The organism is Flavobacterium chungbukense (assembly GCF_020805785.1).
In the GTDB taxonomy this organism is placed as follows: Bacteria; Bacteroidota; Bacteroidia; order Flavobacteriales; family Flavobacteriaceae; genus Flavobacterium; species Flavobacterium chungbukense.
The window spans coordinates 45,205-63,981 of sequence record NZ_JAJGZV010000009.1; the positions used below are offsets into that span (position 1 = coordinate 45,205).

The 18,777-nt window shown below is 33.6% G+C and carries 19 protein-coding genes and 1 tRNA gene; 7 read left to right on the forward strand and 13 right to left on the reverse strand.

Annotated elements, in window-relative coordinates; all coding sequences use genetic code 11:
- Window positions 1-255: 255 nt before the first annotated feature.
- Window positions 256-708: a hypothetical protein gene (locus LL966_RS19845; protein WP_229355644.1), complete on the forward strand. Its 453-nt coding sequence runs from the start codon at window positions 256-258 to the stop codon at window positions 706-708.
- A gap of 131 nt (window positions 709-839) precedes the next feature.
- On the opposite strand, the gene LL966_RS19850 is transcribed toward LL966_RS19845, so the two are convergent.
- A tRNA-Ala gene (locus tag LL966_RS19850) sits at window positions 840-913 on the reverse strand.
- 264 nt (window positions 914-1,177) lie between these two features.
- Between LL966_RS19850 and LL966_RS19855 the strand changes: the two genes are divergently transcribed.
- From LL966_RS19855 to LL966_RS19870, 4 genes are all read left to right on the forward strand, one after another.
- Complete coding sequence (locus LL966_RS19855; protein ID WP_229355645.1) at window positions 1,178-1,942, forward strand: enoyl-CoA hydratase/isomerase family protein; 765 nt, start codon at window positions 1,178-1,180, stop codon at window positions 1,940-1,942.
- A 90-nt stretch (window positions 1,943-2,032) separates the two neighbouring features.
- Window positions 2,033-2,209: a hypothetical protein gene (locus LL966_RS19860; protein ID WP_229355646.1), complete on the forward strand. Its 177-nt coding sequence runs from the start codon at window positions 2,033-2,035 to the stop codon at window positions 2,207-2,209.
- A gap of 33 nt (window positions 2,210-2,242) precedes the next feature.
- The gene (locus tag LL966_RS19865) at window positions 2,243-2,695 is read left to right on the forward strand and encodes a 6-pyruvoyl trahydropterin synthase family protein (RefSeq protein ID WP_229355647.1); all 453 of its coding nucleotides are present in this window, start codon (window positions 2,243-2,245) and stop codon (window positions 2,693-2,695) included.
- A 63-nt stretch (window positions 2,696-2,758) separates the two neighbouring features.
- On the forward strand, window positions 2,759-3,502 hold the full coding sequence (locus tag LL966_RS19870; protein ID WP_229355648.1) for a UDP-2,3-diacylglucosamine diphosphatase: 744 nt from the start codon (window positions 2,759-2,761) through the stop codon (window positions 3,500-3,502).
- On the opposite strand, the gene LL966_RS19875 is transcribed toward LL966_RS19870, so the two are convergent.
- The 9 genes from LL966_RS19875 to LL966_RS19915 form a co-directional block, all read right to left on the reverse strand.
- The gene (locus LL966_RS19875) at window positions 3,503-4,714 is read right to left on the reverse strand and encodes a cytochrome c3 family protein (protein WP_229355649.1); all 1,212 of its coding nucleotides are present in this window, start codon (window positions 4,712-4,714) and stop codon (window positions 3,503-3,505) included.
- An 83-nt stretch (window positions 4,715-4,797) separates the two neighbouring features.
- Window positions 4,798-5,154: a hypothetical protein gene (locus tag LL966_RS19880; RefSeq protein WP_229355651.1), complete on the reverse strand. Its 357-nt coding sequence runs from the start codon at window positions 5,152-5,154 to the stop codon at window positions 4,798-4,800.
- An 88-nt stretch (window positions 5,155-5,242) separates the two neighbouring features.
- A complete protein-coding gene (locus LL966_RS19885; protein ID WP_229355653.1) occupies window positions 5,243-6,106 on the reverse strand; it encodes a carboxypeptidase-like regulatory domain-containing protein in 864 nt (287 codons plus the stop codon).
- A 47-nt stretch (window positions 6,107-6,153) separates the two neighbouring features.
- Window positions 6,154-7,065 (reverse strand): alpha/beta fold hydrolase, encoded by a 912-nt coding sequence (locus tag LL966_RS19890; protein WP_229355656.1) that lies wholly within the window; start codon window positions 7,063-7,065, stop codon window positions 6,154-6,156.
- Window positions 7,066-8,349, reverse strand: a complete 1,284-nt coding sequence (locus LL966_RS19895; RefSeq protein WP_229355658.1) for an MFS transporter — start codon at window positions 8,347-8,349, stop codon at window positions 7,066-7,068.
- A complete protein-coding gene (gene recJ / locus LL966_RS19900) occupies window positions 8,336-10,039 on the reverse strand; it encodes a single-stranded-DNA-specific exonuclease RecJ (RefSeq protein WP_229355660.1) in 1,704 nt (567 codons plus the stop codon). Before recJ ends, LL966_RS19895 begins: the two co-directional genes overlap by 14 nt.
- Window positions 10,040-10,257: 218 nt before the next feature.
- Window positions 10,258-10,602: a HopJ type III effector protein gene (locus LL966_RS19905; RefSeq protein WP_229355662.1), complete on the reverse strand. Its 345-nt coding sequence runs from the start codon at window positions 10,600-10,602 to the stop codon at window positions 10,258-10,260.
- A gap of 164 nt (window positions 10,603-10,766) precedes the next feature.
- Entirely contained in the window at window positions 10,767-11,486 is a 720-nt protein-coding gene (gene rsmI, locus LL966_RS19910; RefSeq protein ID WP_229355664.1) for a 16S rRNA (cytidine(1402)-2'-O)-methyltransferase, read from the reverse strand.
- Between the two features lie 112 nt (window positions 11,487-11,598).
- The gene (locus LL966_RS19915; protein WP_229355666.1) at window positions 11,599-12,684 is read right to left on the reverse strand and encodes a hypothetical protein; all 1,086 of its coding nucleotides are present in this window, start codon (window positions 12,682-12,684) and stop codon (window positions 11,599-11,601) included.
- 235 nt (window positions 12,685-12,919) lie between these two features.
- On the opposite strand from LL966_RS19915, the gene LL966_RS19920 reads away from it, so the two are divergent.
- Window positions 12,920-13,510 carry a thymidine kinase gene (locus LL966_RS19920; RefSeq protein WP_095928508.1) on the forward strand — a complete coding sequence of 197 codons (591 nt, stop codon included), beginning with the start codon at window positions 12,920-12,922 and terminating at the stop codon, window positions 13,508-13,510.
- 34 nt (window positions 13,511-13,544) lie between these two features.
- Complete coding sequence (locus LL966_RS19925) at window positions 13,545-13,964, forward strand: hypothetical protein (RefSeq protein ID WP_229355667.1); 420 nt, start codon at window positions 13,545-13,547, stop codon at window positions 13,962-13,964.
- 333 nt (window positions 13,965-14,297) lie between these two features.
- On the opposite strand, the gene rpoN is transcribed toward LL966_RS19925, so the two are convergent.
- The 3 genes from rpoN to LL966_RS19940 form a co-directional block, all read right to left on the reverse strand.
- Window positions 14,298-15,758 (reverse strand): RNA polymerase factor sigma-54, encoded by a 1,461-nt coding sequence (gene rpoN / locus LL966_RS19930; protein WP_229355668.1) that lies wholly within the window; start codon window positions 15,756-15,758, stop codon window positions 14,298-14,300.
- A gap of 134 nt (window positions 15,759-15,892) precedes the next feature.
- The gene (gene asnS / locus LL966_RS19935) at window positions 15,893-17,338 is read right to left on the reverse strand and encodes an asparagine--tRNA ligase (protein WP_229355669.1); all 1,446 of its coding nucleotides are present in this window, start codon (window positions 17,336-17,338) and stop codon (window positions 15,893-15,895) included.
- Window positions 17,339-17,771: 433 nt separating this feature from the next.
- The gene (locus LL966_RS19940) at window positions 17,772-18,755 is read right to left on the reverse strand and encodes a PDDEXK nuclease domain-containing protein (RefSeq protein ID WP_229355670.1); all 984 of its coding nucleotides are present in this window, start codon (window positions 18,753-18,755) and stop codon (window positions 17,772-17,774) included.
- Window positions 18,756-18,777: the final 22 nt, after the last annotated feature.

Genomic DNA, 18,777 nt, shown 5'->3' on the forward strand with positions numbered 1-18,777 from the left:
TTTAACCAATATGACCTTTATAGTAAATATGCACGTAATCTGAAAAAGCCAGATTATTTGCACTTATTTCAACGATACTTCTATTTTTTTTATAAGTCAATAGGGTTGTTGGAATAAAAGTCAAAAAAAACAGTGAATCAATGTTTGGGAAGATGTAGGGCTTCATGAAAACAATTGCACCTTTAATTTGTAAATTTGACAAAAGAACTAAACAATTCCAATATGACACCTTTAAATTTGACCCACCAATTCGATATGATTTTCACCACCAGTTTTAAACATACTAGTAGTGTTCTTTATCTAGTTGAATTTGAGAACAGCAATGTTGTGGAAACGGTAGAAAAACTCAAAATACTTCGAGATAAGGTAGCGAATAAAATAAGTACTGGGAAACACGTTGGTGCGCCAATTTACACAGCAGATGTTGAACTGGCTTTAAATACGTTGAAAGAAATTATCGACTATTATAAAACAATCACTGGAGTTACAGAATTGTCTGAAGGTATCAAGATTTATACGATGATTAATCATGTCAGAAGTAATGAAAGAACAGACGTTAAAACTTTAGCTAAAGAAGTTATTGCTGAGGTTTTGAAGCCTGAAATGGAGCTGACTAATCTCTCAAAGAAGGAGAAAATAAAGTTGGGAGCAGAGATTAAGTCACAAGAAAGAAAAATGGAATCACTTAAGAGGCAAGAAAAACAGTAGGTTTGTAGATTCTTTAGAGAATTATTTCCGTCCTAAAACCGTCCTATTTTATCTTTATTTTACTTTGGGTGCTTGCAAATTGCTATAAAAAAAGCCCATAAATGTAAGATTTATAGGCTAATTTAGTATTGTGGAGAATACCGGATTCGAACCGGTCACCCCTTGCCTGCCAGGCAAGTACTCTAGCCAAATGAGCTAATCCCCCTTTTTTGTGAAGAATGTCAGATTTGAACTATCACCTTCCCGATTTTCATCGGGATACTCTAGCCAAATGAGCTAATCCCCCTTTTTTGTGAAGCGTAGCAGATTCGAACTATCAACTTCCCGATTTTCATCGGATACTCTAGCCAAATGAGCTAATCTCCGAATGCTTCAACAAATAAAGTCAAATAATTCTCAAAAAACAAATTTCAAAGAGTTTCAGAATATAATTTTTCAAAAGCGTAACTTTACCTTAAATCTATTTTTTATGAGTTCTGAAAACCTAAATGGAAGTTTAGAAACTTCTTTTCAAAATACAATTGCGATCGTACAATTTGGACATCCAGCAAGTAATTCTTTTCCGAGAGAATTATTAAATCGATTAACGACCGAAATTAACTCTTTAAGCAGAAATGAAGAGGTTTCTGTTATTATTCTGAAAAGTCAAGGCGAGAAAGCATTTTGTTCTGGCGCTTCTTTTGATGAACTTTTGAAAGTTGAAAATGAAGAACAAGGCATCGAATTCTTTTCGGGTTTTGCACATTTATTAAATGCCATGAGGAATTGCGATAAAATTATCGTTGGCCGTGTTCAGGGAAAAGCAGTTGGTGGTGGAGTAGGAATTATTTCGGCTTGCGATTATGTATTTGCAACTCCGCAAAGCGATATTAAATTGTCAGAATTAGCAATAGGAATAGGGCCTTTTGTGATTGAACCCGCAGTTTCTCGTAAGATTGGCAAAACGGCAATGACGCAAATGACTTTGGATGCTCAAGAGTGGAAATCGGCAGAATGGGCATTTCAAAAAGGACTTTATTCTGTTTTAACTTCTGCAGAGAAACTTGATGAAGAAGTGGAACGTTTTACTCAGAAATTAAGTTCATATAATCCCGAAGCTTTGTATGAAATGAAAAAGGTTATTTGGGAAGGAACAGAACAATGGGAATCACTTCTTTTTGAACGCGCTGCAATTACGGGTAAATTGGTTTTGTCTGATTTTACAAAAAAGGCATTGCTCCAGTTTAAAAAATAGATATGATATAAGTCATTAATTTTAAACAAACAGAAACATAGTTTTGAAAAATATTTTAAAACGAAGTTTTCACCATAAAAATTATTGAATATGACTGTCATTTCATTGTTCCAAAAAGTTGACATTGCGGAGAAAATAAAAGATGCTCCAGACAGCAGTTATCAAATCGGTGTTGTAATCGGATCTTTTATTCCGTTTCTGGTTTTGGGAGGAATTGCACTCTGGATGTATAACCGTGCTAAAAAAAGAGATAAAAACGGTTATTAATTTGTAAATTTGCAAGCTTAAAATTAAACATCGATGAGTAATATCAGAATTACAAAACAATTTAGCTTCGAAACTGGACATGCATTGTATGGTTACGATGGAAAATGTAAAAACGTTCACGGGCACAGTTATAAATTATCGGTAACGGTTATTGGTTCGCCAATTACAGATCGATCGAATGTGAAATACGGAATGGTAATTGACTTTTCGGATCTAAAGAAAATTGTAAAAGAAGAAATCGTCGATCAATTTGATCATGCAACTGTTTTCAATCAGACTACTCCGCATGTTGAATTAGCTGCAGAATTAAAAAACCGTGGGCATCATGTAATTTTAGTAGATTACCAGCCAACAAGTGAAAATATGGTGGTTGATTTTGCTGAAAGAATTATTGCAAGACTTCCAGCTGGAATTTCTCTTTTCTCACTAAAACTTCAGGAAACAGAATCGTCTTTTGCAGAATGGTACGCTTCAGATAATTTGTAAAAAAGTTAAAAGTCAAAAGTCAAAAAGATTTTATCTTAGTTGTCCAAAAATCTAAAAATCTAAATGAAAAAAATATATTTTGCTTCAGATCAGCATTTTGGTGCGCCAACTCCTGAATTGAGTTTGCCGCGCGAAAAAAAATTCGTTGCTTGGTTAGATGAAGTTAAAGAAGATGCAGAAGCTATTTTTTTGTTGGGTGATTTGTTTGATTTTTGGTTTGAATACAAAACGGTCGTTCCAAAAGGATTTGTTCGAATTTTAGGTAAACTGGCCGAAATTCGCGACAGCGGAATTCCGATTTATTTTTTTGTTGGAAACCATGATTTATGGATGAATGATTATTTTGAAACCGAATTGAATATTCCGGTTTATCATGATAATAAGGAATTTACTTTTAACGGAAAAACCTTTTTAATTGGTCACGGAGACGGAAAAGGTCCCGGCGACAAAGGTTATAAAAGAATGAAAAAGGTTTTTACCAATCCGTTTTCTAAATGGCTTTTTCGTTGGCTTCATCCAGATGTTGGAGTTAGTTTAGCGCAATATCTTTCTGTTAAAAATAAATTGATTTCTGGCGATGAAGACATTAAGTTTTTAGGCGAAGAAAAAGAATGGTTGATTTTATACGCTAAACGAAAACTAGAAACAAAACATTACAATTATTTTATTTTTGGACATCGTCATTTGCCAATGATTCGTTCAGTTGGCGAAAACTCAGAATATGTTAATCTTGGAGATTGGATTGGCTATTTTACTTATGGTGTTTTTGACGGTGAAAAATTTGAATTGAAAGAATTTCAAAAGTAATTACTTTTTCGCATTCGGATAAATTCCGATTCTATGCGTTCTCAAAATATAATTCGACAATTGTTTGCTGTTTGAAAGTTGAAAACTAATCGCGTTTGAAGCTTTTTTCGGCATATGGCATTCTACACAATTATCGGCTAATAATTTCTCAGGCATTGTTTTAAGCGTTGTTTCATTATGTTTTAAACCTTGATGACAACTCATGCAGATTTTAGAATATGATGCCATATTTTTAGACGCATTTTCATGCGGGTTATGACACGTTATGCAATCCATTTTATCGCTTTTCATAAAACATTTACTTTGCGCCATTAAGCGGAATTGATTTCCGTGAACATCAAATTTTGCGCTATCGGTAATATTTCTGTTTTCACGAAAAAACTCCGTTAAATTATCTCCAGGCTTAAATTCAAAACGAGATCTTAATTTCATTCCGTCATTTCCCGAATGACACAATGCGCAAGCATCTAATTTTTGCTGACGATCTAATGTTTTATAACTTGTAATACTATTTGCAATCTTTACAGTTGGATTTTTTAAATGAAATTCGACGTGCTTTTTAGCTGGCCCGTGGCAACGTTCGCAGTCAATTCCGTAAACAATTGTTTTTTTGTTAATGATGTCTTCCACGTCCATAGACATGAAATTTTTCTCGGAAGAACTTTGCTCAACCATTTTGGAGCTAACATTAGAACTGTGGCAAGCATAACAATCCTTAACAACCATTCGGTCAAAATAAGGTTTGTCAGCAGGAAATCCAGGACTTGTCGCCCAATTGTTTATAGAATGATAAAAGGAAAGCGGTAATTCGTAAGTGTTATTTTCTCTCCAATAAACAGAAGTTTGTGCGTGTTTGGTTCCAAATACAATTTCAAATTTATATTTTGCCGTTTCTTTTCCGTTTTTATATAAAACTTGGTACAAACTGTCGCCATGTTTTTCCATGACCAATTTGGTATTCTGATCGTAAATAAAAGTATGATTTTTAGAATCAAAATCTCCCGATACATTTTCTGATAATGCTGGAGCTGTAGCTTTAAAGTGAGAACTTTGAAATACCATGTCAGACTGTGTTTTATGACATTGTACACAGCTTTCTGAACCCGCAAAATCAGTTCCGCGCGGATCAATGTATTCTTCTGATTTGTTTTTGCAGCTGACAAAGAAAATTGTCAAAAGAATGTTGGTTAGTAGAAATACAGCTTTTTTCATTGCTGTAAATATACTTTTTTTTGATTTCAATCAAAATATATTTCAATAATGAAAAATTGCTGTTAAAATATTTAGAATGTGTCTTAATTCATTCCAATGCCATAAATATATTCATCTAATTCAATTTTAAATAGAGAACCTTCAACCAAATCTTTAATTGACTTTAATTCGGTCATATTTACAGCTAAATCTATTGAATTGCATGGGGTTTTTAATAAAAACTTATGGCAAGAATATTTCATTTCGCAAGCTTCGCAGCAAGCATTTTCAATCATACTGTCTTCTATTAAATCACAGAAAAGATTTAATTCCTGAACTGTAAAGTAAAATCCCGTTTCTTTAAAAACCAATTGAACTTTGTCTGAAATTGTTGTATTGTGGTCTTTCCAGTAAAACGCTATTCCAAAGTTATTATGATATATCTGTTCAATTTCTCTCATCGTAAATCCTTTTAATTCAACAAATATAAATATTATTTATATTAATTCTAAATTAAAAAAATCATAAAAAAGAATAATTTTTTTCATTTTACTGACACATCGTGTTGAGGTAAAAAGTTAAGCTTTGTCCGCTTTTACTCCAACCCGCCATATTTCGTTCTCTGTAAAAGCTGTTTTCTGTGGCAGACATTGCTGTAGAAATAGCAAAGAATTTACTTTTTTCAGTGCTTTTTACACTTTCTAGCCATTGAATAGTTACAGCAATATCGCCCATTTCTTTGTCCAGATAAATATCATATGGTTTTAAATCTACTGTAAACAAACCTAGTTTATTGTCTTTTACTTCAAAAATGATTTCTTTTTCAATTAAAATTGTTGAAGGGAGACCGTTTTCAACTTTATAAAAATTCAATCTAAATTTTACCGATTTAAATTCGTTAGAAGTAATATTGAAATTGAAATCATTCAACTGACAATCTTTTTTGATTCGAAATTCCATTCCTCTTTCGCGACTCAAATAATCGTCGGCAGTTTTATCCAAAACAGAAAAAAAATTGAAATGCATAAGTCCCAATCCTTTTGCACTTCGACCAAATTGTTTTGGCTTGGGTTTTTTGAAAGACACGACAACTTCTTTTAAATTGTTTTCGGAAGGCGTCATTTTTACAACATTATTGTTAGATTTTAATTGACTCACTAAAACTTTCTTGGTTTCAAATCCAATATGAGAAAAAAGGATAGTGTCATTTGGATTTACTTTTTCATTAATTTTTAAAATGAAATTTCCTTCTTCGTTTGAAACCGTACCGACATTTTTATTAGAAATTCCGATATTGACGTATTCTAAAGCGGCATTGTTTTGCGAATCTTGTATCTCGCCAGAAATATTATTTTCCTGCGCATAAATTCCGAAAAATAAAAACAAGAAAAGTAGAGTAGAGGTATATTTCATTCGGTTATTTTTTAAATAAAGAAATGAAATAAGATTAAATCAGAAATCTATTTTAGCCAATTTTTAACATTTGAAAGAAATGCATTTTGTTGATCTACAAACAAATAATGAGAGCAATTGTCTAATAAAACAAAGTGATTTTTGCCAACAATTTCTTTTAGCGAAGTCAATTGATTAGTTGAAAAAATACCATCTTGTTTTCCGTAAATTCCAAAAATAGGAATGCCAGAAGTTTTGATTTTCTTTAAAATTGGTCGGACATCAATATTATTTTGTCTTTCATTTTGATAAAAAAGCAAAGGCGCATTTTTATTCCGAATGTTGACTTTAAAAAATTCTTCAGCTTCATAATCGGCATATAATTTTTTAGATGCTGGAGTTGGATTTGGCATTTTAAAAAAGCCATTTTCTCCAGCCAATTCAAAACATCCTTTTCTGTATTCGGCAGAATTTTTATCTAAATTTTCTACAGTGTTTATTCTTCTTAATTGTTCAGAATCTTTACTATATTTTTTCTTTAGCGTATCTAAAATATGATCGTAGGTTTCTTGCTGAGAGAATAATGCTCCTGCCAAAACTAGCGCATCAACATTTTGAGGATATTTGTTCGTATAAAGCGTAGCAACCAAACCTCCAAAACTATGACCAAGCAAAATAGCTTTTTTTAGATTGTATTTTTTATAAATGAAATTTAAATCTTGAAAAGCTTCTTCGTAAGTAAATTTTGCACTTAGGTCTGTAGATCTTCCTTCACCTCTTCGGTCATATGCAATTACATAAAAACCTTGATCGGCTAGTTTTTGCGCTGTTGTTCCTTCAAATAAGGTGGCGTTGCCGCTTGGACCGCCGTGAATAAAAATGATGGGTTTATTTTTCTCGTTTCCGTACGTTTTAATATAAATGTTTTGTCCATTTGCAAAAAGGGAAATTAAAAATAAAGAAATAAAAAGGGACTTCATTTATTCCAGTTTATTATGATCATCCATATCTCGTTTTAGATCTAAATTTCTAAATGTCGGCGATTTTAGTGCTGTTACAATTACAGTTAAAAGCGTAACGCTTCCTCCAAAAACAACTGAAGTTACCGCGCCCATCAATTTAGCAGTTGCACCGCTTTCAAAAGCACCTAATTCATTCGAAGATCCAACAAAAATTGAATTTACTGCACCGACACGCCCACGCATATGATCTGGAGTTTTGAGCTGTAAAATCGTTTGGCGAATTACTACGGAAATTCCGTCTGCCAATCCGCTTAAAAATAAAGCGAAAACAGAAAGCCAGAAAGAAGTAGAAAGTCCGAACAAGATAATCGATAATCCAAAAACAAATATCGCTGCTAAAAGTTTCTTACCAGCATTTTGATATAAAGGCACATAGGCAGAAACTAGCATTGTGATAAATGCTCCAACTGCTGGAGCGGCTCTTAAAATACCAAATCCTTCAGAGCCTACTTTTAAAATATCTTGAGCGAAAACCGGTAATAATGCTACAGCACCACCAAAAAGAACCGCAATCATGTCAAGCGATAAAGCGCCTAAAACAATTTGGTTTTTGAATACAAACGTCAAACCTTCTGTAAGACTATCTTTTATTGATTCTCCGATTTTCGGATTGATGATTGGTTTTGCACTGATTTGCGATAACGCAATTAGAGAAAGAATCGAGAATCCGAATACGAGACACATTGACCAATGAACGCCAATCCAGTTAATAGAGAAACCCGCAAGTGCTGGACCCATAACCGCTCCAATCTGCCAAACCGAACTGCTCCAAGTTGCCGCATTTGGATATGCTTTTTTAGGAATAATTAACGATAGAAGAGAGAAAATAGTTGGCCCAAGAAATGCACGAACCAAACCTCCAAAAAATACTAAAGCATAAATAGAATACAGAATCACATTTGAAGACCAACCGCCAACCACTTTTGGCCAAGTCAATAGAAATAGACCAAAACTGATTACCGAAAATCCTAAAATACATTTTACCAATAATCCTTTCTTTTCTTTTTGGTCAACAATATGGCCTGCAAACAATGCCATCGAAACGGCTGGAATAACTTCCATTAAACCAATAATTCCTAACGAAAGCGGATTTTTAGTTAAGCTGTAAACTTCCCATTCAATTACGATAAACTGCATCGACCAGGCAAAAACCATCGCAAATCGCAATAATAAAAACACGTTAAACTCTCTGTAACGCAATGCCTGATACGGATCAGGTTTGTTCGATTTAATCTCTTCCATCTGTTCTAATGTCTTTCAGCATAAGCTGAGTTGAAATAGTTCCGTTCCATTCATTTTCGGCGATGGTATAAGCCAGCTGAAACGGATTTTGATTTTTTGCTATGTCTAATTTTTTTCCGAGTCCAAAGCCAATCGCGGCAATTCCGTCGGAGTTATATTGTTTGACGAAAAGTCTTAAATGTTCTTCTTCTGCGCCTAGAGTTTTGGCATAACCACTGTCTTTTAAATCGCGAGTCATAAAAACTGGTGTCATATTTTGCGGTCCAAAAGGTTCAAATTGTTTTAAAATCCGAATTAGTTTTGGGGTAATGTCTGAGAAATCAATTTCGGCATCAATTTCGATTTCGGGAGTTCGCATTTCGGGCTTAATGGTTTCTTGTACACATTTCTCAAAAGCGTCTTTAAAAAGCTCATAATTCTCAGCTTTTAAAGTCATTCCTGCAGCATACATATGTCCTCCAAATTGCTCCAAATGTTCTGAACACGCATCGAGTGCATTGTAAACATCAAAACCTTTTACAGATCTTGCCGAAGCAGCATATTTATCGCCACTTTTGGTGAAAACTAAAGTTGGACGATAGTAAGTCTCAATTAATCTTGAAGCTACAATTCCGATAACGCCTTTGTGCCAATCTTCCTGAAAAACTACGGTAGAAAAACGCTCTTCTTCATTATTTTGTAAAATTTGCTGAAAAGCTTCTTTAGTGATTTTTTTATCTAAATCTTTTCGGTCTGCATTGTATTGTTCTATTTCCGAAGCGAATTGCTGTGCTTGTTCAAAATTAAATTCTGTTAATAATTCGACAGCATGATTGCCATGTTTTATTCTTCCTGCTGCATTAATTCTAGGAGAAATGATGAAAACAACATCGGTAATATCTAGAACTTTCTTTTTTACCTGATGCACCAAAGCTTTAATTCCAGGTCTTGGTTCGCTATTAATAACCTTTAAACCAAAATAAGCCAAAACTCGGTTTTCTCCCGTAATCGGAACAATATCTGCTGCAATTGCTGTAGCAACCAAATCCAAATATGGAACTAAATCTTCAATAGTTTCATTTCGGTTTTGACCTAAAGCCTGAATTAATTTAAAACCAACACCACAACCGCACAATTCATCATACGGATAATTGCAATCTTCTCTTTTCGGATCTAAAACTGCCACAGCGTCTGGAAGAAATTCTCCAGGTCTATGGTGATCGCAAATAATAAAATCGATATTTTTTGCTTTAGCGTAAGCGATATGATCAATCGATTTGATGCCGCAGTCGAGAGCGATAATTAAAGAAATTCCGTTGTCGTCTGCATAGTCAATTCCTTTATAAGAGATTCCGTAACCTTCATCGTAACGATCGGGAATATAAGTGGCAATATGAGGATAATATGATTTTAAATAAGAAGAAACTAAAGAAACCGCTGTTGTTCCATCAACATCATAATCACCAAAGACCATAATGTTTTCTTGATTTTCAACAGCTTGTTCGATTCTTGAAACAGCCTTGTCCATATCTTTCATCAAATATGGATCGTGAAGGTGTTCTAAAGAAGGACGGAAAAAATTTTTCGCATCTTCAAAAGTTTCAATACCACGCTGAATCAAAAGTGTTGCAACAAAATCTTCTACATTTAAAGCTTGCGCCAAATGTTTGATTTTATCTAAAGAAGGTTTTGGTTTTAAGGTCCAACGCATTTTTAATTTTAGATTGTTGATTTTAGATTTTAGATTTGAAAAATCAAAAATCGTTTAATCAGGTAGGTAATTTTTTTTGCCACAGATTACATTGATTAAAAAGATTTCTAATCTGTGGTAGAAATATTCTGTTTCAATTTTGCCAAAGTTTTTAGAGTTCAGATTTTAAATAAAGTTGATTTAGTTAATCTAAAATCTACATTCTAAAATCTAAAATATTACTTTGCTTCCAATGCATTTTCTTCAAACTGAATTCCGTCCCAACCTAAGTTGATGAAATTTCTAATATTTTGGTGGTTTGTTCCGTTTGGATCACCTAAAACTTCTTCAAAATAAAAAGCGCCGAAACAAGCTAATGTTTCTTCTTTGCTTAGATTTTGCAATTTCGCGAAAGAAAATAATTTACAAGAACCAGAATTTTCGCCAGCTGCATTATGTTGTGTTCCGTTTTGAAAAGCAGTTGGAGTAAAGTTGTAGTTTTCTTCGATTACTGCAATAGTTTCAGGAAATGTGATTTGTGTTGGTGTTTGTTTTACTTTTTCTAAAAAGGATTGTATGCTCATGTTGATGGTTGTTTTTTTTGCCACAGATTAAAATGATTAAAAAGATTTTTTTGCCACGAATTGCACGAATTTCCACTAATTTAATTCGTGATAATTGGTGTAATTCATGGCAAGCTTAAATATAATCTGTGTTAATCTGTGGAATCTGTGGCCAATATTGTTTTTTATTCTTCTTCGTCCTTAGAATACTTACTTTTCTTGGCTTCTTTTTCTATTGTTTTTCCTGCAACAACAACCACAATTTCGCCTCGTGGTGCTGTTTTTTCAAAATGTGCGAGAACTTCTTTTGCGCTTCCGCGTACATTTTCTTCGTGTAATTTTGATAATTCTCTTGAAACGCAAACTTGTCTGTCTTCTCCAAAATATTGTACAAATTCAGCTAAAGTTTTAACGAGTTTATGTGGAGAAACGTATAAGATCATTGTTCGTGTTTCTTCGGCTAAAGCCAAAAAACGAGTTTGACGTCCTTTTTTATCAGGCAGAAAACCTTCAAAAATAAATTTGTCATTTGGGAGTCCGCTATTGACAAGAGCTGGAACAAAAGCCGTCGCACCTGGAAGACATTCAACTTCAATTTTATTTTCGACACAAGCGCGAGTCAATAAAAACCCTGGATCAGAAATTGCGGGAGTTCCAGCATCAGAAATTAAAGCGATAGTTTCGCCAGCTTTCAAACGTGCAATTAAGTTTTCGGTGGTTTTATGTTCGTTGTGCATATGATGGCTGTGCATGTGCGTGCCAATTTCAAAATGCTTCAAGAGTTTTCCGCTTGTTCGGGTGTCTTCCGCCAAAATCAAATCGACTTCTTTTAAAACCCGAATGGCTCTAAAAGTCATGTCTTCAAGATTGCCAATTGGCGTTGGAACGATATATAATTTTGACATATTCTATTTTAATATTTAACACGGATTGCACGAATTAACACAGATTCTAATTTTTTCGAAAATTGCACTAACAATAAATTCGTGTTAATCTGTGAAATTTGTGTTTTTATTTTTATGAGAATTTCTTCTCGATAATTCCTAGAAAACGTTCTGCGTAATCGTCTTTTCCTTCCCAATTATTATAATCTGGTTTTACCATGTTTTCTATAAATTCTTGAGCTTCAGCATAAGAATCAAAAGTCAATAACTGGTTTAAAACACGACTGTAATCTTCCGTGCTATTTCCAAAAAGATTTTTAGTAAAAGCAATTCTATCATTTAAATCAATGTGAAAACCTCTTGCTAGTTTTTCATTTAAACTTACAGCTTTTGGTTGTGCCGGAGTTTCTAGAATAGCAGTTTCGACTTTTTTCTCTTCCTTTTTTTCTTCTTTGAAATCGTTAATCGAAGGAGTTTTCGCAGGAACAGCTTCAAAACTATCTACTTTTACAAATTGTGCATCGGCATAATTCACTCCAAAATCTTCAAATAAAATGGTTGGTATTGGAGAAATTTCAGCTTTAGGTTCTTCTTTAATTTCTTCTTTGATTTCTTCTGTTTCTAATTCGAAAGCAGGTTTAAAATCTGGAATTGGTTTCAATTCGTTTACAGTTGTAAAAGAAAGTTCATCAATTTCATCTTTCGATTCTTCTGCCTTTTCGATTTCTTTTTCTGCTACAGGTTCAATGATTTCAGCAACAATTGGTTCCTCTGTTTTTTCTTCAACTGATTCAATAACCTCGGCAGCAATTGGTTCAGCTTCTTCTTCTTCAATAATTGGTTCAGCAACTTCAGCAGCGATAGGTTCTTCTATTTCTTCTTCAATTGTCTCAGGAATTTCAGCAACGATTTCTTCTGCAGCTTCTGGTTCGTAAGATTCCTCAAGTTCAATTATTCCTGATGTTTCTGGAGTTTTTATTTGAGGAAGAGCTTCGATTGTTTCTTCTTTATAGAAAATTGTTTCTAATTCTGAAGTAATATCGTTTTGTCCAATTGTTGGTTTTGCAGCGTCGAAATTCTCCTCTACAAATTTTAATACCGCTAATTTCTCGTATAATCTCTGAGTTTCAAGGTACAATTGATTGATATCGGATTTGTTCTTAAGTTTTAAAATTCGATGTGCAATGCTGATTAAATCGGCTTCCAATTTTTTTTTCATAACTGTTGAAATTATAGTGAATAAGGTATTTTAGTGTATTTGATGTCTGAATGCTTCTATTCTCCGGGAAATTCAAAAGATAATTTTTTATTTCTGTTAATAAGCTTTAGCCAATCTCCGATTTGATAAAAATTTTCTACTTTTGAAAAAATGTAAAACAACACATTTTTACGTCGATTTATTACCAGTACAAAGTAATAAAAACTATTCATTTTTAAAGGCAGAAAAATACAAAATGTTTCTCGAAAATACAGTAAATCACAAAGAACAATTTGGGTGGATTGAAGTTATTTGTGGATCAATGTTTTCGGGTAAAACCGAAGAGCTGATTCGTAGATTAAAACGCGCTCAATTTGCTAAACAAAGAGTTGAAATCTTCAAACCGGCTATTGATACTCGTTATCATGACGAAATGGTGGTGTCTCATGATGCCAACGAAATTCGCTCTACGCCAGTTCCGGCTGCGGCTAATATTTTAATTTTGGCGCAAGGATGCGATGTGATAGGAATTGATGAAGCGCAGTTTTTTGATGACGAAATTATCACAGTCTGCAATGATTTGGCCAATCAGGGAATTCGAGTAATTGTGGCGGGACTTGATATGGATTTTAAAGGAAATCCTTTCGGACCAATGCCTGGACTTATGGCAACTGCAGAATATGTAACCAAAGTTCATGCGGTTTGTACCCGTACAGGAAATTTAGCCAATTATAGTTTTAGAAAAACCGCAAATGATAAGTTAGTCATGCTTGGTGAAACAGAAGAGTACGAACCGCTTAGCCGTGCAGCGTATTTTAATGCTATGAAAAAAAATCAGGAAAAATAAATCTCAGTTATAAGCCTTAATAATATCCCAAATTATGAGAAAACAGAATGTTTTACTATTAATATTGATTGGAATTGCAGTCGCTTTGGTGGCATATTTTCAGCTTTTTCTTTCTGAAAATGCCGATGAAATAAATAAGGAAGTGGTTGAATTGGTTGCAAAATACAATAAAAACTGCCCATTAAACATCCAAGAAGGAATTCGTTTAGACAGCGTGACTTTAGCAGAAGAAAGAACTGTAAAGTACAATTTAACGCTGCTAAATGTAGAAAAGAAAACGGCTGAAATTAATGTTATAAAAGAAGAAATTAAGAAAAGTCTTTTAAGTACTGCAAAAGCAAATCCGGGACTTAAGGTCTTTAGAGACAATGATTATACCTTGATTTATAGTTATAGCGATAAAAAGAAAGAATTTTTGTTTGATGTGAAGATATTGCCAGATCAATATAAATAATTTAATTTTTATATGGTTCCTTGTTTTGAAAAAAGAATATTCATTCCGTAGGAACGTGTGGTTGGTAGAAAATAATTGGTTCTGCGAATAGACGTTCCGTAGGAACGGTTGATTGTTTTTTATTTCAACTGGACTGAAGTCCAGCCCTACAATATGGATCGAGCCTCTGGCTCTTTTTGCCGTTCCGAAGGAACAAATTATATTGTAGAGCTGGACTTCAGTCCAGTTTAATATATAAATATAAAAAAAAATAGCCCGACAAAGTTTTTTAAGACTTGTCGGGTTTATTATTTTAAATGAAATTATATTTCTTATATGGTTTATAAAAAAAATCTAAATCTTCTTTCTCATTCTCGCTACCGGAATATCAAGTTGTTCGCGATATTTAGCGATTGTTCTTCTGGCAATTGGGTATCCTTTTTCTTTTAAGATCTCAGCCAATTGATCGTCTGGAAGCGGTTTTCTTTTGTCTTCTTCCTCAATAGTGTTTTGAAGAATTTTTTTGATTTCTAAGGTCGAAACATCTTCTCCCTGATCGTTTTTCATAGCTTCAGAGAAAAATTCTTTTATCAATTTTGTTCCGTATGGCGTTTCGACATATTTACTATTTGCTACACGTGAAATCGTCGAAATATCTAAACCAACCATATCTGCAATGTCTTTTAAGATCATTGGTTTTAATTTGGTTTCGTCACCGTCTAAGAAATATTCTTCCTGATAATGCATAATCGCATTCATGGTAACAAAAAGTGTTTCCTGACGTTGTCTGATTGCATCAATAAACCATTTAGCTGAATCTAATTTTTGTTTGATAAACTGAACGGCATCTTTTTGTGCAGTCGATTTATCGCGAGATTCTTTATAGGTTTGCATCATTTCCTGATAATCTTTAGAAACGTGCAGGGAAGGAGCATTTCTTCCGTTTAAGGTCAGTTCTAATTCACCGTCAATAATTCTGATGGCGAAGTCAGGAACAACATTTTCAGTAACTTTATTATTTCCTGTAAAAGATCCGCCTGGTTTTGGATTCAATCTTTCAATTTCGTGAATGGCTTTTTTAAGCTGTTCATTAGAAACGCTGTATTTCTGTAAAAGTTTGTCGTAGTGTTTCTTGGTAAAAGCATCAAACTGATTTTCGATAATGTCAATGGCTAAATCAACATATTCAGTTGGAGTTTTATGTTTTAACTGAAGCAATAAACATTCCTGCAAATCACGTGCGCCAACTCCTGAAGGTTCTAACTCATGAATTACAGTCATCATTTTTTCAACCATTGCTTCATCAGTATAAATTCCCTGAGTAAAAGCCATATCGTCTACGATATCTGGAATGCTTCTGCGGATGTAACCCATGTCATCAATACTTCCAACAAGGAATTCTGCAATTTCGCGCTCTTCATCATTTAAAATAAAAGTATTCAGCTGATTGATCAAATCCTGATGAAAACTAATAGGAGCTGCAAAAGGAGTCTCGCGCTCTTCATCGTCACTATAATTGTTAACCTGAGTTTTATAATCAGGCGTATCGTCGTCGCTTAGATATTCGTCAATGTTAATATCGTCTGCTTCGATTCTGTCTGATTCTGCATCATCATAATCGTCGTAGTCTTCATTAGCATATTCATCTGCTTCGTAATCGTCTTCTTTACCCGCTTCTAAAGCTGGGTTTTCGTTCATTTCTTCTAATAAACGCTGTTCAAAAGCTTGCGTGGGCAATTGAATTAACTTCATCAGCTGAATTTGCTGTGGAGATAATTTTTGGGATAATTTTAAATTTAAAAATTGCTTTAGCATATAAAAAGGTGCTAAGATACTAAGGCACTAAGGTGCTGAGTATCTTATGTTGACGAATTAATTTCGCTTTTAATTATTTATTAATAAATTTTAAACCTTAGGATCTTAGTACCTTAGTACCTTAGAACCTCAAATTAAAATTCAGCACTTCCTGGAGTTCTTGGGAAAGGAATTACGTCTCTAATGTTTGTCATTCCGGTTACAAACAATACCAAACGCTCAAAACCTAAACCAAATCCTGCGTGAGTTGCAGAACCGAATCTTCTGGTGTCTAAATACCAGTATAATTCTTCTTCATCAATTTCTAGGGCTTTCATTTTTTCGATTAAAACGTCGTAACGTTCTTCTCTTTCAGAACCACCAACGATTTCTCCAATTCCAGGGAAAAGAATATCCATAGCACGAACTGTTTCTCTTCCTGGTTCTGTGTTGTCGTTCAAACGCATGTAAAACGCTTTAATGTTTGCTGGGTAATCAAATAAAATTACCGGACATTTAAAGTGTTTTTCAACTAAATAACGCTCGTGTTCTGATTGTAAATCAGCTCCCCACTCGTTGATGATGTATTGAAATTTCTTCTTTTTATTTGGAGTTGAATCTCTTAAAATGTCAATTGCTTCAGTATAAGAAACACGTTTGAAGTTGTTTTCTAAAACGAAATTCAATTTCTCCAACAAAGCCATTTCGCTTCTTTCAGCTTGTGGTTTTGATTTTTCTTCTTCAAGAAGTCTTCCTTCTAAGAATTTCAAATCATCCTGACAATTGTCTAAAGTATATTTAATAACGTACTGAATAAAATCTTCAGCCAAATCCATGTTATCATCAAGGTTGTTGAAAGCAACTTCCGGTTCGATCATCCAAAATTCAGCCAAGTGGCGAGAAGTGTTTGAATTTTCTGCTCTAAATGTTGGTCCAAATGTATAAATCTGACCCAAAGCCATTGCAAAAGTTTCTCCTTCTAATTGTCCAGAAACCGTTAAGTTGGTATGTTTTCCAAAGAAATCTTTTTTGAAATCAATTGCTCCTTCTTCAGTTTTTGGTAGATTATCCAAAGGCAAAGATGTTACTTGGAACATTTCTCCAGCACCTTCAGCATCAGCTCCAGTAATGATCGGCGTGTTTACATACACAAATCCTTTTTCCTGAAAATATTTGTGAACAGCAAATGATAAAACTGAACGCACACGCATAATAGCACCAAAAGCATTTGTACGTACACGCAAGTGAGCGTTTTCACGTAAAAATTCTAAAGAGTGTTTTTTAGGTTGCATTGGAAATTTCTCAGCATCAGAATCTCCAAGAATTTCAAGTTTGTTCACCTGAATTTCATATTTCTGACCCGCACCTTTACTTTCAACCAAAGTTCCAATTACAGAAACTGCAGCTCCAGTCGTGATTCTTTTTAAAATCTCTTCTGGTGTATTTTCAAAATCAACAACACATTGTATATTATTAATGGTAGAACCGTCATTAAGCGCGATGAACTGATTATTTCTAAAAGTTCTCACCCATCCTTTTGCATTCACTTCCTGTAGCGTCGTCGTACTGTTTAATAAGTCTTTAACCTTTGTGTGTTTCATTTTAATTTTAGATTTTAGTCCCGAAGCTTCGGGACTGATTTTAGATTATAAGAAAATCAGTTTTTTTTATATCGAATTGCAAATATAAACGATAATAATTAATTTTTGAAGCTGTTTCCTGCTATCCGCTATATCTTTCTATTTTTAAAGAAAAAATAGAAAGGATGCCGCTTCTATCAGGGCTAGGGCACTCGGTTTCAAAAGAAGCATTTTTTTATGAATTTACTTATTTTGTTCACTTTTGTCATTCCAAGGAACGAGGAGTCGCACTAGTAATTCCGCAAATAAAGTCGCCAATCGTTGTCGAGTTTCGAGTGTGATTCCTCGTTTCTCGGAATGACAAACTGTTGGTTGAACTTTGTCAAAGTTCAAAACTTTGACAAAGATTTATGTTTTTTAATTCGTGTCAAGTAGTGAAATTAGGGGCAAAAAACTATTCCAATTCGGTTTTACTTTCAAAAATTTCATGCAATTTTTTCTCCAAAAGTTTCTTGTCCGGAAGCTGTGTTTTGTATTCTGAAACCAATGTTGGAGACAAACTTCTGCTTAATGCATATTCTACAACTTCATTGTCTTTGTCTTTACAGAGCAAAATACCAATACTTGGATTCTCATTTTGTTTTTTAACATCTCGGTCAAGTGCTTCTAAATAAAAGTTTAATTGTCCTAAATGTTCAGGTTTAAATTTGTCTGTTTTTAATTCAAAGGCAACTAAGCATTGCAGACCACGATGGTAAAATAATAAGTCAATGTAAAAATCACTGTTTCCTACTTGTAATTTATACTCTTCATCTATAAATAAAAAATCTTTTCCTAATTCAAGAATAAAATTTTTCATTTGATTTACAAGTCCTTTTTGTAAATCACTTTCGTTATGGGATTCAGGAAGATTTAAAAACTCAAAAATATAATTGTCTTTAAAAGTGTTAATGATTTCTGAATCAATTTCTCTCAACACTGGTGAGAGTTTTGAATTCCCTATCATAGTTCTTTCAAAAAGACTTGCAGAAATTTGACGATCGAGTTCTCTTTTGCTATACGATTCCTGTTTGCATATTTTTAAATAAAACTCTTTTTCTTCTGCTGTTTTACTACGGCTAAATATTATTAGATTATTTGTCCAGTTAATTTCTCTCACCAGTGGTGAGAGTTTTGGAAAATCTTTGTAAGCTTCATAAAACTGTTTCATTCTCCAAAGATTTTTATCTGAAAATCCTTTTAAATCAGGCTCAGTTTCTTGAATGTGATTTGCTAATTGCTTTACAATAGATTGTCCCCAACTTGCTTCTTCTATTTTTGTATAGATATATTGACCAATATTCCAGTATAAATTTATCAATTCAGCGTTAACAATTTTTAAAGTGTTAATTCGAGTTTGTTTTATTAAACTAGTTATTTCTGAAAAACTTTTATCCATACTCAATAGAATATTTAAGAAT

What these genes read in the sequence shown, in the direction of transcription:
- LL966_RS19940 (WP_229355670.1), bottom strand. Translation starts at nt 18,755, where the DNA reads ATGGATAAAAGTTTTTCAGAAATAACTAGTTTAATAAAACAAACTCGA.
- LL966_RS19855 (WP_229355645.1), top strand. Translation starts at nt 1,178, where the DNA reads ATGAGTTCTGAAAACCTAAATGGAAGTTTAGAAACTTCTTTTCAAAAT.
- LL966_RS19875 (WP_229355649.1), bottom strand. Translation starts at nt 4,714, where the DNA reads ATGAAAAAAGCTGTATTTCTACTAACCAACATTCTTTTGACAATTTTC.
- rpoN (WP_229355668.1), bottom strand. Translation starts at nt 15,758, where the DNA reads ATGCTAAAGCAATTTTTAAATTTAAAATTATCCCAAAAATTATCTCCA.
- LL966_RS19925 (WP_229355667.1), top strand. Translation starts at nt 13,545, where the DNA reads ATGAGAAAACAGAATGTTTTACTATTAATATTGATTGGAATTGCAGTC.
- LL966_RS19860 (WP_229355646.1), top strand. Translation starts at nt 2,033, where the DNA reads ATGACTGTCATTTCATTGTTCCAAAAAGTTGACATTGCGGAGAAAATA.
- rsmI (WP_229355664.1), bottom strand. Translation starts at nt 11,486, where the DNA reads ATGTCAAAATTATATATCGTTCCAACGCCAATTGGCAATCTTGAAGAC.
- LL966_RS19890 (WP_229355656.1), bottom strand. Translation starts at nt 7,065, where the DNA reads ATGAAGTCCCTTTTTATTTCTTTATTTTTAATTTCCCTTTTTGCAAAT.
- LL966_RS19920 (WP_095928508.1), top strand. Translation starts at nt 12,920, where the DNA reads ATGTTTCTCGAAAATACAGTAAATCACAAAGAACAATTTGGGTGGATT.
- LL966_RS19865 (WP_229355647.1), top strand. Translation starts at nt 2,243, where the DNA reads ATGAGTAATATCAGAATTACAAAACAATTTAGCTTCGAAACTGGACAT.
- asnS (WP_229355669.1), bottom strand. Translation starts at nt 17,338, where the DNA reads ATGAAACACACAAAGGTTAAAGACTTATTAAACAGTACGACGACGCTA.
- LL966_RS19885 (WP_229355653.1), bottom strand. Translation starts at nt 6,106, where the DNA reads ATGAAATATACCTCTACTCTACTTTTCTTGTTTTTATTTTTCGGAATT.
- LL966_RS19915 (WP_229355666.1), bottom strand. Translation starts at nt 12,684, where the DNA reads ATGAAAAAAAAATTGGAAGCCGATTTAATCAGCATTGCACATCGAATT.
- LL966_RS19870 (WP_229355648.1), top strand. Translation starts at nt 2,759, where the DNA reads ATGAAAAAAATATATTTTGCTTCAGATCAGCATTTTGGTGCGCCAACT.
- LL966_RS19905 (WP_229355662.1), bottom strand. Translation starts at nt 10,602, where the DNA reads ATGAGCATACAATCCTTTTTAGAAAAAGTAAAACAAACACCAACACAA.
- LL966_RS19845 (WP_229355644.1), top strand. Translation starts at nt 256, where the DNA reads ATGATTTTCACCACCAGTTTTAAACATACTAGTAGTGTTCTTTATCTA.
- recJ (WP_229355660.1), bottom strand. Translation starts at nt 10,039, where the DNA reads ATGCGTTGGACCTTAAAACCAAAACCTTCTTTAGATAAAATCAAACAT.
- LL966_RS19895 (WP_229355658.1), bottom strand. Translation starts at nt 8,349, where the DNA reads ATGGAAGAGATTAAATCGAACAAACCTGATCCGTATCAGGCATTGCGT.
- LL966_RS19880 (WP_229355651.1), bottom strand. Translation starts at nt 5,154, where the DNA reads ATGAGAGAAATTGAACAGATATATCATAATAACTTTGGAATAGCGTTT.